General features: G+C 71.8%; 19 protein-coding genes. 5 read left to right on the top strand and 14 right to left on the bottom strand.

The features are described from left to right. Positions 1–37: 37 nt before the first annotated feature. The gene (locus tag HW130_RS13140; protein ID WP_177149719.1) at positions 38–451 is read left to right on the top strand and encodes a pyridoxamine 5'-phosphate oxidase family protein; all 414 of its coding nucleotides are present in this window, start codon (positions 38–40) and stop codon (positions 449–451) included. A gap of 130 nt (positions 452–581) precedes the next feature. Here the strand turns inward: HW130_RS13140 and HW130_RS13145 are convergent, their stop codons facing one another. Beyond that, positions 582–899 carry a (2Fe-2S)-binding protein gene (locus HW130_RS13145; protein ID WP_177149720.1) on the bottom strand — a complete coding sequence of 106 codons (318 nt, stop codon included), beginning with the start codon at positions 897–899 and terminating at the stop codon, positions 582–584. Further along, positions 896–1,051: a hypothetical protein gene (locus HW130_RS13150; protein WP_177149721.1), complete on the bottom strand. Its 156-nt coding sequence runs from the start codon at positions 1,049–1,051 to the stop codon at positions 896–898. Before HW130_RS13150 ends, HW130_RS13145 begins: the two co-directional genes overlap by 4 nt. Positions 1,052–1,252: 201 nt before the next feature. Between HW130_RS13150 and HW130_RS13155 the strand changes: the two genes are divergently transcribed. Together HW130_RS13155 and HW130_RS13160 are read left to right on the top strand one after the other, a co-directional pair. Then, positions 1,253–2,209, top strand: a complete 957-nt coding sequence (locus HW130_RS13155) for a helix-turn-helix transcriptional regulator (RefSeq protein WP_256356064.1) — start codon at positions 1,253–1,255, stop codon at positions 2,207–2,209. 275 nt (positions 2,210–2,484) lie between these two features. Further along, the gene (locus HW130_RS13160; RefSeq protein ID WP_375256530.1) at positions 2,485–3,459 is read left to right on the top strand and encodes a helix-turn-helix transcriptional regulator; all 975 of its coding nucleotides are present in this window, start codon (positions 2,485–2,487) and stop codon (positions 3,457–3,459) included. 3 nt (positions 3,460–3,462) lie between these two features. Here the strand turns inward: HW130_RS13160 and HW130_RS13165 are convergent, their stop codons facing one another. The 8 genes from HW130_RS13165 to HW130_RS13200 all read right to left on the bottom strand — a co-directional run bounded on the left by HW130_RS13165 (position 3,463) and on the right by HW130_RS13200 (position 8,936). After that, positions 3,463–3,717 carry a hypothetical protein gene (locus tag HW130_RS13165; RefSeq protein WP_177149724.1) on the bottom strand — a complete coding sequence of 85 codons (255 nt, stop codon included), beginning with the start codon at positions 3,715–3,717 and terminating at the stop codon, positions 3,463–3,465. Beyond that, positions 3,714–5,165: an NAD(P)/FAD-dependent oxidoreductase gene (locus HW130_RS13170; protein ID WP_177149725.1), complete on the bottom strand. Its 1,452-nt coding sequence runs from the start codon at positions 5,163–5,165 to the stop codon at positions 3,714–3,716. Before HW130_RS13170 ends, HW130_RS13165 begins: the two co-directional genes overlap by 4 nt. Next, the gene (locus HW130_RS13175; protein ID WP_177149726.1) at positions 5,162–6,058 is read right to left on the bottom strand and encodes a serine hydrolase; all 897 of its coding nucleotides are present in this window, start codon (positions 6,056–6,058) and stop codon (positions 5,162–5,164) included. The genes HW130_RS13170 and HW130_RS13175 overlap by 4 nt, the downstream gene beginning before the upstream one ends. Next, positions 6,055–6,549 (bottom strand): hypothetical protein, encoded by a 495-nt coding sequence (locus tag HW130_RS13180; protein WP_177149727.1) that lies wholly within the window; start codon positions 6,547–6,549, stop codon positions 6,055–6,057. The genes HW130_RS13175 and HW130_RS13180 overlap by 4 nt, the downstream gene beginning before the upstream one ends. Positions 6,550–6,615: 66 nt before the next feature. Next, the gene (locus HW130_RS13185) at positions 6,616–7,659 is read right to left on the bottom strand and encodes an HTTM domain-containing protein (RefSeq protein ID WP_309140422.1); all 1,044 of its coding nucleotides are present in this window, start codon (positions 7,657–7,659) and stop codon (positions 6,616–6,618) included. After that, positions 7,656–8,321 (bottom strand): DUF5819 family protein, encoded by a 666-nt coding sequence (locus tag HW130_RS13190; RefSeq protein ID WP_177149728.1) that lies wholly within the window; start codon positions 8,319–8,321, stop codon positions 7,656–7,658. The genes HW130_RS13185 and HW130_RS13190 overlap by 4 nt, the downstream gene beginning before the upstream one ends. Then, on the bottom strand, positions 8,318–8,635 hold the full coding sequence (locus tag HW130_RS13195; RefSeq protein ID WP_177149729.1) for a hypothetical protein: 318 nt from the start codon (positions 8,633–8,635) through the stop codon (positions 8,318–8,320). Before HW130_RS13195 ends, HW130_RS13190 begins: the two co-directional genes overlap by 4 nt. Before the next feature lie 37 nt (positions 8,636–8,672). Then, the gene (locus tag HW130_RS13200) at positions 8,673–8,936 is read right to left on the bottom strand and encodes a hypothetical protein (protein WP_177149730.1); all 264 of its coding nucleotides are present in this window, start codon (positions 8,934–8,936) and stop codon (positions 8,673–8,675) included. A 267-nt stretch (positions 8,937–9,203) separates the two neighbouring features. On the opposite strand from HW130_RS13200, the gene HW130_RS13205 reads away from it, so the two are divergent. Both HW130_RS13205 and HW130_RS13210 read left to right on the top strand, forming a co-directional pair. After that, the gene (locus tag HW130_RS13205) at positions 9,204–9,611 is read left to right on the top strand and encodes a YciI family protein (RefSeq protein WP_177149731.1); all 408 of its coding nucleotides are present in this window, start codon (positions 9,204–9,206) and stop codon (positions 9,609–9,611) included. An 8-nt stretch (positions 9,612–9,619) separates the two neighbouring features. After that, complete coding sequence (locus tag HW130_RS13210) at positions 9,620–10,825, top strand: RNA polymerase sigma factor (protein WP_177149737.1); 1,206 nt, start codon at positions 9,620–9,622, stop codon at positions 10,823–10,825. Between the two features lie 145 nt (positions 10,826–10,970). Here HW130_RS13210 and HW130_RS13215 read toward each other — a convergent pair whose 3' ends face one another. The 4 genes from HW130_RS13215 to HW130_RS13230 all read right to left on the bottom strand — a co-directional run. Further along, positions 10,971–11,441: a heat shock protein transcriptional repressor HspR gene (locus HW130_RS13215; protein ID WP_177149732.1), complete on the bottom strand. Its 471-nt coding sequence runs from the start codon at positions 11,439–11,441 to the stop codon at positions 10,971–10,973. A gap of 1 nt (position 11,442) precedes the next feature. After that, positions 11,443–12,621, bottom strand: a complete 1,179-nt coding sequence (gene dnaJ, locus HW130_RS13220) for a molecular chaperone DnaJ (protein WP_177149733.1) — start codon at positions 12,619–12,621, stop codon at positions 11,443–11,445. A gap of 30 nt (positions 12,622–12,651) precedes the next feature. Next, positions 12,652–13,299 carry a nucleotide exchange factor GrpE gene (gene grpE / locus HW130_RS13225; protein ID WP_177149734.1) on the bottom strand — a complete coding sequence of 216 codons (648 nt, stop codon included), beginning with the start codon at positions 13,297–13,299 and terminating at the stop codon, positions 12,652–12,654. After that, positions 13,296–13,736, bottom strand: a 441-nt coding sequence (locus HW130_RS13230) for an Hsp70 family protein (RefSeq protein WP_177149735.1), incomplete at its 5' end; no start/stop codon positions are given. The genes HW130_RS13230 and grpE, both read right to left, overlap by 4 nt.

Below are 13,736 nucleotides of genomic sequence, written 5' to 3' on the forward strand. Positions count from 1 at the left end.
GTGTTGACGAACAGCCCGCGGAGGTAGGTTCCGCCCCATGGCCATCGATCCCCGCAACCCCGGCGCGTCGTACCTCGGCTTCTGGCGCGAGTACCACATGTCCACCCTGACCACCCCGCGCCCGGACGGCACGCCGCACGTCGTGGCGGTGGGAGTGACGTACGACCCCGAGGGCGGGACACGCGGGCTGGCACGGGTGATCACCAACAAGCACAGCCGCAAGGTCGCCAACGTGCTGGCCGCCGGCCCGGAGGGCGCACGGGTCGCGGTGTGCCAGGTGGACAAGGGCCGCTGGGCGACGCTGGAGGGCGTCGCGACGATCCGTACGGAGCCGGAGATCGTCGCCGACGCGGTGAGCCGCTACGCGGAGCGGTACGGGCGCACGCCGACACCCAACCCGGACCGCGTCGTCATCGAGATCGCGCTGACCCGCGCGATGGGCCGGGCGTAGCCGGCCGCGCACCGGAGCACCCTGCGGAAGGGGCTTCGGGCAGCACAACGGCGCCATCGTGTTTCAGGTCCACGATGGCGCCGTTGTGTGGGGGAAGCACCCAAGCGATTTGAAACGACGGGGGAATCGCTCAGGCACTGCGGGGGGTGGCGGTGGTGTCCGGTTCGACGAGCTGGTGATCACGCGCGTCGAGATTGACGAAGATCATGCCGTACCGGATGGCGCAGCGGACGGGCTGCGGGGCTCCCCGCGGCCGTCGCAGGCACCGGTAGGCGCGGACGTCCTCGTCCTCTTCGCGGGCGACGACGATGGGCTCTCCGAACAGGGTGACCATCAACGAGTCGCCACGGTGGGGGATTGCCGTGACGAGGTCGATGAAGTGCCACCCGGAGCGATATGCCGTCGCCATCTCCCGTCGGAAGACCCTGTCGTCCGGGGGTATGGTCATGCTTCCGCCTTCGTCGGCGCGGTGTCCCAGCCGATGTCGCCATCCGCCTGCACGAGACCAGAACCGACCCCCGTGGGTGTGCTGTCCCACCCGATGTCGCCGGCGCTCATCGCGCCGTAGAGCAGGACTGCAGAGAAGGCAGCGGCAAGCACCGAGCGAAGCGTTCTCCTGTACATAGTCGGCTTCGTCCTCACTTGATGGATTCCTCTCCCCCGCCCTCCCGACGATGCCTCACCCAGGGACGCGAATGCCACAGAAGCGATGCATCATGTTCTTGCACGTTCAGGACCCTGGGGGGTGGAGATTTGAACACAATCGACACAAGTCGGGCACATCCCCATGGCGTAACCGAAATGTGCGAGGAAGGAAAGCGCCTTTACGCCAGCGCACTGCGCTCCGGACGCATCTCCCGCACCGAAGCGGCGATCGCTCCCTGCCTCGTCGAATTCGCACTGCTGCACCCGGACCCCGACTCCCCGGACTGGCTTCGCCCAGTTCCGCCGTCGGCGGCGCTCGCGCAACGTCTGTACCCCATCGAACGAGAGATTCAGGAGCGGCGGCACCTCGCGGTCGAACTGACCGATTCTTTCGAGCCGTTCATGAACATCAGCGCCCAGGACCCCTTGGCCACGCACGCCATCACGGTCCTGGAAGGAGTCAGCCGCATCAACGCCGCGCTCGATCTGGCCACCATGGAATGCCACACCGAGGTGCTCACCGTCCAGCCCGGCGGCGGGCGGAGCGAGCACGTGCTGAGCGAGGCGCTGGAGCGGGGGAAGTCCGTCGTCGAACGGGGCATCAGCATGCGGACGCTGTACCAGCACACCGTCCGCCACAGCCAGGGCACACTCGCGTACGCGGAGAGGCTGGCCGACGCCAAGGTCGAGATCCGCACCCTCGAAGAACTCATCGAGCGCCTGATCATCTTCGACCGGACCGTGGCCTACATCCCGGCCCGCTCCGATCGGCAGATAGCGCTGGAACTCCGCCACCCCGGCCTCGTCCACTATCTGGCCCAGGTGTTCGAGCAGTTGTGGTGCCGCGCGATACCGCTCACCCAGCAGATGCCGTACCCGCCCGCGGTGGACGGCATCACCGGCGTCCAGCGCTCCATCGCGAAACTCCTGGTCGAGGGCCACGTCGACGAAGCCATCGCCCGCCGGCTCGGCATGAACGTCCGCACCTGCCGCGCCCATATCGCCAAGCTCGCCGCCGCGCTCGGCAGTGGAAGCCGCGCCCAACTGGGCTTCCTCATCGCGCAGTCGGGCATCCTGGAGGAGAAGTTGCCGCCCGAGGGCAGCGGCGACTAGGCACCGCCGCCCAGATGCCCCGACAGGCGTCCCGCGCCGCGGCCATGTTGTCGCACTGCGCGAACAGGAGCCGCACAAAGCCCCCTGCCCGGACGCCGCGAAGGCACTGGGGACTGGGCGGACCGCGGACCGAACTCCCCTGTCACCCTCGCGGGTTAGACTCCAGGTCATCAGCCGGAACGGCCTCGCGCCAGGGCGGGACCGACCATCCTGCCCGGCGCGCGCAGGGCCGGTCGGGGCGGCGGATGACCGGGGGCGACGCAATGGGATCAGACATGTCCGGGCTGGGGCTCTGCGCTCCTGAAGAGGCCGTGTACCGGCACTTCCTGAGGAATCCGGACACCTCCGACGACGAGATCCACACACTGCTGGGCCTGGATCGGCACGAGGTGCGCGCGGGCGTGCACCGCCTGTGCGCGCTGGGGGTGCTGAACCGCACCGGACCGAACGCACTGGCCTCCGCGGACCCGGAGACCACCGTGGAGCGCCTCACCGACCTGCGTCTTCGGGAGCTCCACAGGGAGCTGGCCCGGGTCACCCAGGCCCGGCACCTCGTCGCCGAGCTGCGGCAGGAGCAGCCCAGGGACGGCGTCTGCGCAGCGCGCGTCGAGCGGCTGGCGGACGTCGAGCGGATCCGCGCCCGGATCGACGACCTCGCCTTCTTCGCCCGCGAGGAGATCCTCTCGGTCGAGCCGTACGCCGAGCTGACGCCTGAGAACATCGCGCACGCCCGTCCCCTCGACCAGCGCTGTCTGCGGCGCGGCGTGCGGATCCGCAGCGTCGTGCCGCGCACGGCGCTCGACCACCCGCCCACCGCCGGCTACCTGCGCGAACTGGCCTCGCAGGGCGCGCAGATCCGGGTAGCGCAGACCGTCACCGAGCGCATCCTCGTCTACGACCGCAGCACCGCCCTGGTGCCCGCGGATCCCGACGACACCACGCGCGGCGCCCTGCTCGCCCGTGAGGACGGGCTCGTCGCCAACGTGCTCGCCCTGTTCGAGAAGATCTGGAGCCAGGCGGAGCGCCTACCGCCGCACGGCCGGGACGGCGACGGCCCCGATCACCCGACCGAACTGGAACAACGCGTCCTGGAATCGATGTGCCGGGTCAGCAAGGACGAGATCGGCGCCCGCGAGCTGGGCATCTCCGTCCGCACCTACCGGCGCCATGTGGCCGACCTGATGCAGCTGCTCGGCGCGGCGGGCCGGCCGCAGGCCGCCCTGCTGGCCCGTGAGCGCGGCTGGATCTGAACCTCACCCGTGAGGGTCCGGCAGCGACCATCCGCGCAGCGCGCGGTCCCGCAGCGCCCCGGCCACCGCCGCGCGCGCCGCGTCCGGACCGGCCCCGAGCCACAGCGTGATCCGGTCCGCGGACACACGCGTGGCGCAGGGCCATTCCGGTGGCAGCAGGGCCAGCAGGCGGATCACCGTCAGGGGCGCGGCGGGCGCGTCCGCGGCCCGGCGCACGACACGGATCTCCGCCTGGTGGCCGCCGTTCCCGCCGCTCATGACGCGGGGCCGAGAACCGGAGCCGTGCGGACGCCGAACTCGCGCCGCAGGGCGGAACGCGCCGCCCAGTAGCCCGACATGCCGTGCACGCTGGGGCCGGGCGGCGTGGACGCCGAGCACAGGTACACCCCGCGCAGCGGTGTCCGGTAGGGGTCGAGCCGGGGCACGGGGCGCAGCAGCGACTGCGTGAGGCTGATGGCCCCCGACAGGATGTCGCCGCCCACGTAGTTCGGGTTGTACGCCTCGAACCCGGCGGCGGTGACGGCCCGTTCGGCCAGGACCGTGTCCGTGAACCCGGGGGCGTGCCGCTCGATCGCGGCCCGGATCATCGGCAGCGGGTCACGCGTGTCGCCGTTGGGCACGTGCGCGTACGCCCAGACCGGCCGCCTGCCCCGCACCTCCCGCCCCGGGTCGGTGACGGCGGGATCGACGAGCATGACGAACGGTTCGGCGGTCGGGACGCCGCGCGCCGCGAGCGTCTCCTGCCGCAGGATCGTGGCGCGGCTGCCGCCCAGGTGGACCGTGCCCGCGCGGCCGATGTCCGGGTCGCGCCAGGGGATCGGCGCGGAGACCAGGAAGTCCGCCTTCGCCGCGCCCGGGCCGTACCGGAAGCGCGCCAGGGCGCGCGCGTAGCGGTCCGGCAGCCTGTCCCCGGCGAGCGCGAGCAATCCCTTCGGCGCCACGTCCAGCAGGACGGTCCGTGCGCCCTTCAGCTCCCTCAGATCGGCGACGGGCGCTCCGGTAAGGATGCGGCCGCCGTGCGCCACGAGGTCGTCGGCGAGGGCGCGGGCGATGACGGCGCTGCCTCCCCTCGGCAGCGGCCAGCCCGTGCTGTGGCCGAGGTGTCCGAGCAGCAGGGCTGTCGCACCGGAGGCGAGGCTGGGCAGCCGCCCGACCGCGTGCGAGGCCACACCGGTGAGCAGCGCGGCCGCCTCCTCGGTCGCGAACCCGTGGAAGGGGCTGCCGTGGCGCAGCACGCGCGGTGCCAGCAGGGCCGGGGCGGCGAGGCCGTCGGGCCGGGACCGCTGCCCGGACAGCATGAAGTCGACGACGCCGGTGCTGTGCGCGACGAGGGGTTCCATGAGCCTGCGCCACCGGGCGCCGTCGGCGCCGAGTCCGGCGCAGGTCGTCGCGAGGTCGCGGTGGGCGAGCGCGGCGGGCCGCCCGTCGAGGGGATGGGCATAGCTGATCGCCGGGTGGAGGAGTTCCACCCCGCGGGCGCCGAGGCCGAACTCGCGGAAGAACCGCGAGGCGGCGGCCATGGGGTGCACCGCGGAGCAGATGTCGTGCACGACCTCGCTGTCGAAGAGCGAGGCGGTGCGCAGTCCGCCGCCGATGTCGTCGGCGCGTTCACGGAGTTCGACGCGCAGACCGGCGCGGGCCATGGTGACCGCGGCGGCGAGTCCGTTGGGGCCGCTGCCGACGACAGCGACGTCGACGTCCGTCATCCGCTCGTCGGCCTCTCGGGGGTTCCCCGGTCCTGCGGGGCCTTCTTCGCCTCGGCGAGCAGCTTCAGCCCGGCCCGATCGGTCCCGGCGGGCCGGCCGCCGAGCCGGTGGACGACCGCCCAGGTGGTGGTGCCGGGGAAGGCCCCCGCGAAGACGGAGGCGTCCCGTGTCGCCCCGTTGTGCCAGCGCAGCTCGCCCGCGCTCTGCCAGGACAGCGCGGGTTCGCCCAGCGCCCCGTCCACCAGCAGGCCCCGCACGAGGCGTGCCACGGCCCGCGGGGTCGCCCACAGGCCGCCGGCGGGCAGGATCGGACCGGTCATGGTCCAGGGGGTGCGGGGCCGCCCGAACAGGCCGCGGGCGGTCAGCGTCCGGTCGGCGGGCGGCCGGGCGGTGACGTCGTCGACGCCGAGCGGCGTGAGCACGTGCGCGCGCAGCAGTTCCTCGTACGTGCCGCCTCCGGCCGCCTCCAGGGCGGCGCCGAGGACGGCGTAGCCGAGGTTGGAGTACTCCTCGCCCGCGCCCGGTTTCCGTGCGGCGATCGCGTCGAGCCGCCGCAGGACCCTGTCGAACTCCTCGGCGTCGAGGGTGGCGTACGGGTCGCGGGGGTCGGTCGACGTCGGCAGCGGATGCAGGCGCGGCAGACCCGAGGTGTGGTCCGCCAGCTGCCGCAGCGTGATCTCCGATCCGGCGGGAACGGCCGGAAGCCATGCGGTCAGCCGGTCGTCGGGGTCGAGCCGGCCGGCGTCGGCGAGCCGCGCCAGCAGGGTTCCGGTGAGCGCCTTGGTGAGGGATCCGATCTCCACGTACGCGTCCGGGTCATGGCCGTGCTCGGCCCGTACGGGACCGGTGCCGGTGATCGCGCACACCGGCGCGGGACGCAGCAACCGCCTCATGCGCCGGTCCACTTCCGCAGCAGCGCCAGGCGCTCGAGCGGCTTCGGAGTCGTACCGCCGGCGACCCTGCCCCACGCCGTGAGCGTCCGGGGGGACGCGGTGCCGTCGACGAACCGGGCGAGCAGGTCCTGGGAGAGGGCGAACTCCTCCTCGGCGTACGCACCGGCGGCCGCCGAATGCACGGACAGCTCCTCCGCGCCGTGGGCGGTCTCGAGCCGCAGCAGCATCTCCGGCGGTTCACCGGCGCCGCCCAGCGCCGCCGTGAGGACGGTCTCCACGGCCAGCGCCAGCCGGCGGCGGGAAGCGCTGCGCACCGGGGCGCCCTCGACCGTCGCCGAGCGCAGCTCCGCCCATGCCCAGGCCCGGTGGCCGCCGGCCGCCGCGGCCTCCACGCCCTGCTCCGTCAGCCGGACGCCACGGCCCTCGGTGCCCGGGGGGGCGCCCACGTACACCGCGTCCGCGGTGATCCAGAACAGTCCGACCATCGCCACAGTTGACTCCCGTTCATGTTGTACGTCTCGTCCGGGCGGGCGGCACGGCCGCCTTCACCCGGACGGTCAGCCTGCATTCTCGGCAGAGGCCGTCCGCGCCGCCGTCACGGCGGACTGTTCCGGCCATCCGGCCCGCTCCCGTACGGACGCCCCGACGCGGACGCGGACGCGGTCCGCCAGTCGGATCCCCGCGGCCAGCGGCCGGCTCAGGAAGATGAGGTCGCAGGCCACCATCGTGAGGGCGAACCCGGTGAGCCCCATGAAGAAGGCGATCGACAGGTGGAAGCCGATCGACGCCACGGCCGCCCAGGGACGCAGCCTCGGCACGAGCACGCCCAGCGGGAAGTAGACCAGGAACAGGGTGGTGGCGTAGGTGCCGCCGATCACCAGCAGGTCGTTCTCGTACACCAGCCATGAGAATCCCGGGAGTTCGAACTCGGGGATGCGCATGATGTAGAAGAGCGCCGTGCCGTCCTGCCACAGCTTGCCCTGCACCTTGTAGAGGCCGCTGGTGACGTACACGAGGCAGATCTGCACCGCGACGGCGAGCACGCCCAGATTGTGCAGCGGATTCTGCGCGGCGCGCAGGCCGGCGGGCAGCCGGTCCTTGACGCGCCCGGCCAGGCCGCTCGTCAGGGAGAGCCGGTCGTAGCAGCGGGTGAGCATCAGCATCGGGATGACGAGGTACGCGAGGTTGTCTCCGCCGTCGAGCAGGAACTGGTCCCGCTGGTACACCGACCACAGGAACACCCAGTGCAGGGCGAGCACCGGCCGTCCGCCGACGCCCAGCATGACGGCGAGCGCCAGCAGCATGCCGAGGTGGAAGATCAGCTCGAACCAGGCCGTCGAGGTGCTGACCGCGTAGAGGCTGAAGGTGCCCGTCTCGTCCAGGACGGTGAGGAAACGGCTCCAGGACTCGACGCCCGAGGGGCCGAAGAGATAGTGCCGGTCGGCGTACTGCGAGGCGTAGAACATGAAGCCGACGAAGCCGAGCAGGGCCCGCGTGCCACAGACGCCCAGGACGGCGAACGGCGTCGAGCCGAGCCGGTCGAGCGAGGTCAGGGAACGGCTCGCCGAGGCGCGCAGCCGCGCGCGAAGTGAGGTGATCACCGCAGCTCGTCCGCCTTCTGCCAGTCGAAGTCCTGGACCTGCACCGTGTCCTTGCCGGCCTTCGCCGGGGCGTTGCGCTTCGACCAGGGCGGCAGTTCGCGCACGTACATGCGCACCTGGATCCGCCGGGGGTCGCCGCCGCAGGCGTCGGGCATCTGGGTCAGGGAGTAACGGGAGAGGAAGCGGACCGCGTTGTCCTGCGCCTTCTGCTCCTCCGGCATCAGGCGGACCTTCCCCTTCGCGTCCTTCTGGTCCTTCGCGATGTCGTCCTTGTGCTTCTCCCGCAGCCGGTCGAGCAGCGGGTCGGTCGCGTTGATGGACTGCATGGGCGCGGAGACCAGCCGCGACATGCGGGAGGGGAAGAACCTGCTCTCCTGTGCCGCGCGCACATAGGGAGTGGTGACGTCGTGGTAATCGGTGACGCTCCCGTCCCGGCACTGGGCCCGGGCCAGCACGCCCCGGTCGTCGGCGAGGGGATCGGGCGCGAAGAGCATCCAGTTCTGCAGGAAGTAAGGGTTCAGATAGCCCTTCACCTTGTCGAAGTGGCGGACCTTCAACGGGGTGGCGGGGGCCTGGGAGAAGGAGGCGAGAGCGAAGTGAAGGCCCAGGAGGGTGGTGCCGCCGAGCAGCACCACCCTCCTGATCACGAGATGACTCGTCACTTGTCGAAGACCTCTTCGACCGTCGGCGCGCCCGTGCTGGTGGTGTCCGCCGGGGCGGAGCCGAGGCTCGCGATCCGGACCACGTTGCCGACCTGGCTGCGGATGGCCTGCGTGCCGGCCAGCGCCTTGCCGTGGACGACCGCGGCCTTGGCGACGGAGCCGATCCACATCGGCTTCATGTCGGCCTTCGGCTCGGCGCTCTGGGCGGCGGATGCGGTCACCGACGGCGCCGCGGCCTGGGCAGGGGCCTGCATGGCGAGCAGGGCGGCGACGCCGCCGAGAACCACACCGGCACCGGCAATTGCCTTCTTCACTGTTTCTCCCGTTTGTTCTTCTTCTCGGTCCGTCAGTTCACTGCCAGCCGTTGACCGGCTTGCACAACTGGTCGATGGGCGGTGGCAGCCTGCGGTCGCCCGTGTGCTTCTCGCAGAATTTCTCGAGCGCCCGCCCCACCAGGTCGTGCGAAGCGTTTCCGCGTATCGACGCCGACAGCACGGGCCGCTGCTCCGCGGTGGCACCGGCCGTACCTGTCGATCCCCAGACGATGGCCGCGGACACGGCCAGGACGACGATCGACCTGACGCGAACCGAATGACGCCTGGACTGCGCGTTCACTTGCTTCCCCCTTGACCTGACGGGTCGTTCTGACGAGGAAAACAATGCCACCGGAACAGCAGCGTCGGACCGGTTGCTCATGTCAGCTTCCTGCACGGGGCCCGGCACCTTCCTGCCGCGCCGCCCTGCCCCCGGACGTGACGAGAAGAGGCTCGTCCACGAGAGCCAAAAAAAAATTCGGACGGCGATGTCGAGAACCCGTGACCGGCTCCGTCCCCGAGGTGAACGCGACCACAATGGGTCGTACCAGCACCGAGGAGAAGAACGATGGCCAAGTACCTGCTGCTCAAGCACTACCGAGGCGCCCCGGCTGCGGTCAACGACGTGCCCATGGACCAGTGGACGCCGGAGGAGATCTCGGCGCACATGCAGTACATGAACGACTTCGCGGCCCGGCTCGAGAAGACCGGCGAGTTCGTCGACGGTCAGGCGCTCGCCCCCGAGGGGACGTGGGTCCGGTACGACGGTGAGGGTCGCCCGCCGGTCACCGACGGCCCGTTCGCCGAGACCAAGGACCTCATCGCCGGCTGGATGGTGATCGACGTCGACAGCTACGAGCGCGCCGTCGAGCTGGCCGGAGAACTGTCGGCCGCCCCCGGGGCGGGCGGGAAGCCGATCCACGAGTGGCTCGAGCTGCGGCCGTTCTACGGCGTGTCGCCCACCATCACGGAGTGACCTCATCGATGGACGAGGCCCTGCTCCGGAACCTCACGCCGAGCGTGCTCGCCGTCCTCGTCCGCCGCGGAGCCGACTTCGCGGCGGCCGAGGACGCCGTACAGGAGGCGCTGGTCGAGGCGGTCCGCGTCTGGCCGGCCGACCTCTCCCCAAGCTCTTCGAGCAGGGGATACCCCATGCGGGACCCGAAGGGCTGGCTCGTCACCGTGGCCTGGCGCAAGTTCCTCGACGCGACCCGGGCGGACACCGCCCGCCGCCGGCGTGAGGAGCTCGTCGACGAGGAGCCGGCGCCCGGGCCCGCGCCCGTGGTGGACGACACGCTCCAGCTCTACTTCCTGTGCGCCCATCCGTCGCTGACGCCGTCGTCCGCGGTCGCGCTCACGCTGCGCGCCGTCGGCGGGCTGAGCACCCGCCAGATCGCCCAGGCCTACCTGGTGCCCGAGGCGACCATGGCACAGCGCATCAGCCGGGCCAAGCGCACCGTCTCCGGCGTGCGGTTCGACCAGCCCGGCGACGTCGCCACCGTGCTGCGCGTCCTCTACCTGGTCTTCAACGAGGGCTACTCCGGCGACGTCGACCTTGCCGCCGAGGCCATCCGGCTCACCCGGCAGCTCGCGGCCCAGGTCGACCACCCCGAGGTGGCGGGGCTGCTCGCCCTCATGCTGCTCCACCATGCCCGGCGCGCCGCCCGGACCGCGCCCGACGGCAGCCTGGTGCCGCTCGCCGAGCAGGACCGCACCCGGTGGGACACCGAGTCGATCGCCGAGGGCGTCGAGATCCTGCAGGCGGCCCTCGCCCGCGACCGGCTGGGCGAGTTCCAGGCCCAGGCCGCCATCGCGGCACTCCACGCCGACGCACCCACCGTCGAGGAGACCGACTGGGTGCAGATCGTCGAGTGGTACGACGAACTCGTGCGCCTGACCGACAGCCCGGTCGTCCGGCTCAACCGCGCGGTGGCCGTCGGCGAGGCCGACGGACCGCGCGCCGGCCTGGCGGCGCTCGCGGCGCTGGACGACTCCACCCCGAGCTCTTCGAGCAAGGGACACCCCATGCCCCGCCACGCCGCGGTGGCGGCATACCTCCACGAGCGCGACGGCGACCTGGCGACGGCGGCACGGCTGTACGCCGAGGCGGCCCAGAAGGCACCCAACCTCGCCGAGCGCGACCACCTCACGCGCCAGGCCGCCCGGCTCAACGCCCGCCGGAGTCGCTGACGGGTCGCGCTCGTATTCCCCCGCGGCACCCGGCGCGGCCCCATGGCCCAAGCGGTGGCCTCGAAGCGAGTACCCAGGCTCATCCCCCAAGAGCCCGAAAAGGGCCGGAGAGCATTCGCTCTCCGGCCCTTTCGGCACACACTGCTCAGGACGATCTGCCGCCCTGGTCGGGCCGCTTGGGACGCCACACCACCAGCGCGCTCGTCTGCTGGACGTCCTGGTACGGAACGAGGTCGCGCCGGTAGGAGGCGTGGACCTGCGCCTCACGCTGCTGCATCGCCGCCGCCGCGCCCTCCACGGCCGCCGACAGCTCGGCGACGCGGGCCTGGAGCGCCGCGACCTGGTTCTCCAGTTCGATGATGCGCTTGATCCCGGCCAGATTGATGCCCTCGTCCTGCGACAACTGCTGGACGGTGCGCAGCAGTTCGATGTCGCGGGCCGAGTAGCGCCGGCCCCTTCCGGCCGTGCGGTCGGGGGAGACGAGACCCAGGCGGTCGTACTGCCGAAGGGTCTGCGGGTGCAGGCCCGACAGCTGCGCTGCCACCGAGATCACGTACACCGGCGACTCGTCGGTCAGTTCGTAGGGGCTGCGACTGCGTCCCGGACGACCCTCCATGTCATGCTCCCTTCGCGGCCTGGAACAGCTCGGCCCGCGGGTCCTCGTCCGCGGTGGCTTCGCGGTAGGCCTCCAGCGCTTCCTTCGCCTTGTCGCTGAGGTCGGTCGGCACGTTCACCTCGATGGTGACCAGCAGGTCCCCGCGCGTGCCGTCCTTGCGGACGGCGCCCTTGCCGCGGGCGCGCATCGTCCGGCCGTTGGGCGTGCCCGCGGGAAGCTTCAGCGTGACCGCGGGGCCGCCGAGGGTGGGCACCTTCACCTCGCCGCCGAGCGCCGCCTCCGCGTAGGTGACGGGCACGGTGACGGTCAGGTTGTCGTCCTTGCGGCCGAAGACCGGGTGGGCGTCCACGTGGACCACCACGTACAGGTCGCCGGCCGGTCCGCCGCGCTCACCCGGCGCGCCCTTGCCGCGCAGCCGGATGCGCTGTCCGTCGGACACACCCGCCGGGATGCGCACCTGCATGGTGCGCGAGGAGCGGGCGCGTCCGCTGCCCTTGCAGACGTCGCAGGGCGTCTCGGCGATCAGGCCGCGGCCCTTGCAGTCCACGCACGGGTCGGTCAGCGAGAAGGATCCGCTGCCGCCGCGCGAGACCTGGCCGGTGCCGACGCACGTCGGGCACACGCGGGGCGTGCCGTTCTTGTCGCCGGTGCCGGAGCAGGCCTTGCAGGGCGCCTGGCTGGACATCCGCAGCGGGACCGTGGCCCCGTCGACGGCCTCGGTGAAGCTGAGCGTCACCTCGGACTCGATGTCCTGGCCACGGCGCGGCTGCGTGCGCGCACCCGCGCCGGCGCCCCGGTTGAACAGGCCGCCGAACACGTCACCCAGGCCGCCGCCGAAACCGCCGGCGCCGCCCTGGCCGCCGCCCGGGGCGCCCCCGAAGAGGTCGCCCAGGTCGAAGTTGAACGTGCCGCCGGCGCCGGGGCCGGCCCGGAAGCCGCCGTTGCCGAACAGGGCGCGGGCCTCGTCGTACTCCTTGCGCCGCTTGGGGTCGCCGAGGATGTCGTTCGCCTCGGAGATCTCCTTGAAGCGCTCCTCCGCCTTGGCGTCACCCTTGTTGGCGTCCGGGTGGTTCTCGCGGGCGAGCTTCCGGTACGCCTTCTTGATCTCGGCCTCGGTCGCGTCCTTGGGGACGCCGAGAACCTTGTAGTAGTCCTTCTCGACGAAGTCCTTCGTGCTCATCGACGTCCCTCCTCCCGGACGTGTCGTGCGTCAGCCCTCGTCCGGGCCACCGCTCTCCTCGTCGGCCTTCTTCTCTTCCTTGGCCGCCGACGCCGTGCCCGGCTGGGGCTCGGCCACCGCGACCCGCGCGGGGCGGATCGTGCGCTCGCCGATGCGGTACCCCGGCTGGAGCACCGCGACGCACGTCGTCTCCGTGACGTCCGGCGCGTACGAATGCATCAGGGCCTCGTGCACGGTCGGGTCGAAGGGCTCGCCCTCCTTGCCGAACTGCTGCAGGCCCATCTTGGCCGCGGCGGTCTCCAGGGACTCGGCGACGGACTTGAACCCGCCCACCAGCTCCCCGTGCTCCCTCGCGCGGCCGATGTCGTCGAGCACGGGCAGCAGCTCGGTCAGGAGCGTCGCCGTGGCGATCTCCTTGACCGTGACCCTGTCGCGCTCCACGCGGCGGCGGTAGTTCTGGTACTCGGCCTGGAGGCGCTGAAGGTCGCCCGTGCGCTCACCGAGCGCCGAGCGGGCCTGGTCCAGCTGCGCCGTCAGGCCGGCGATCTTCGCTGCGTCCCCTGCCGGGGCCGCCGAGCCCTCCTTCTCGGAGGACTCGGCGGACTCGGCGGCGTCCTCAGGGGTGGCGCCGGAGGGGACGTCGGGCTTCTCGTCGAAGCCCGGGGTCTCCTCCGTCACGCGGCACCACCCTTTGCGTCCTTCTCGTCGTCCACGATCTCGGCGTCGACGACGTCGTCGTCGGCCTTGGCCTCACCGGCGGCGCCTGCGGCCGCGCCCTCGGGGGCGGCGTTCGCGTACAGCGCCTGGCCGAGCTTCTGGCTGACCGCGGCGACCTTCTCGGTCGCGGTGCGGATCTCGGCCGTGTCCTCGCCCTTGAGCTTCTCCTTCAGCTCGCCGACGGCGGTCTCGACCTCGGTCTTCACCTCGGCGGGAACCTTGTCCTCGTTGTCCTTGAGGAACTTCTCCGTCTGGTAGACGAGCTGCTCGCCCTGGTTGCGGGTCTCGGCGGCCTCGCGGCGGCGGTGGTCCTCGTCCGCGTACTGCTCGGCCTCCTGGCGCATGCGGTCGACCTCGTCCTTCGGCAGCGAGGAGCCGCCGGTGACGGTCATCTTCTG

Source organism: Streptomyces sp. PKU-EA00015 (genome assembly GCF_013387495.1).
Classification (GTDB): Bacteria; Actinomycetota; Actinomycetes; order Streptomycetales; family Streptomycetaceae; genus Streptomyces.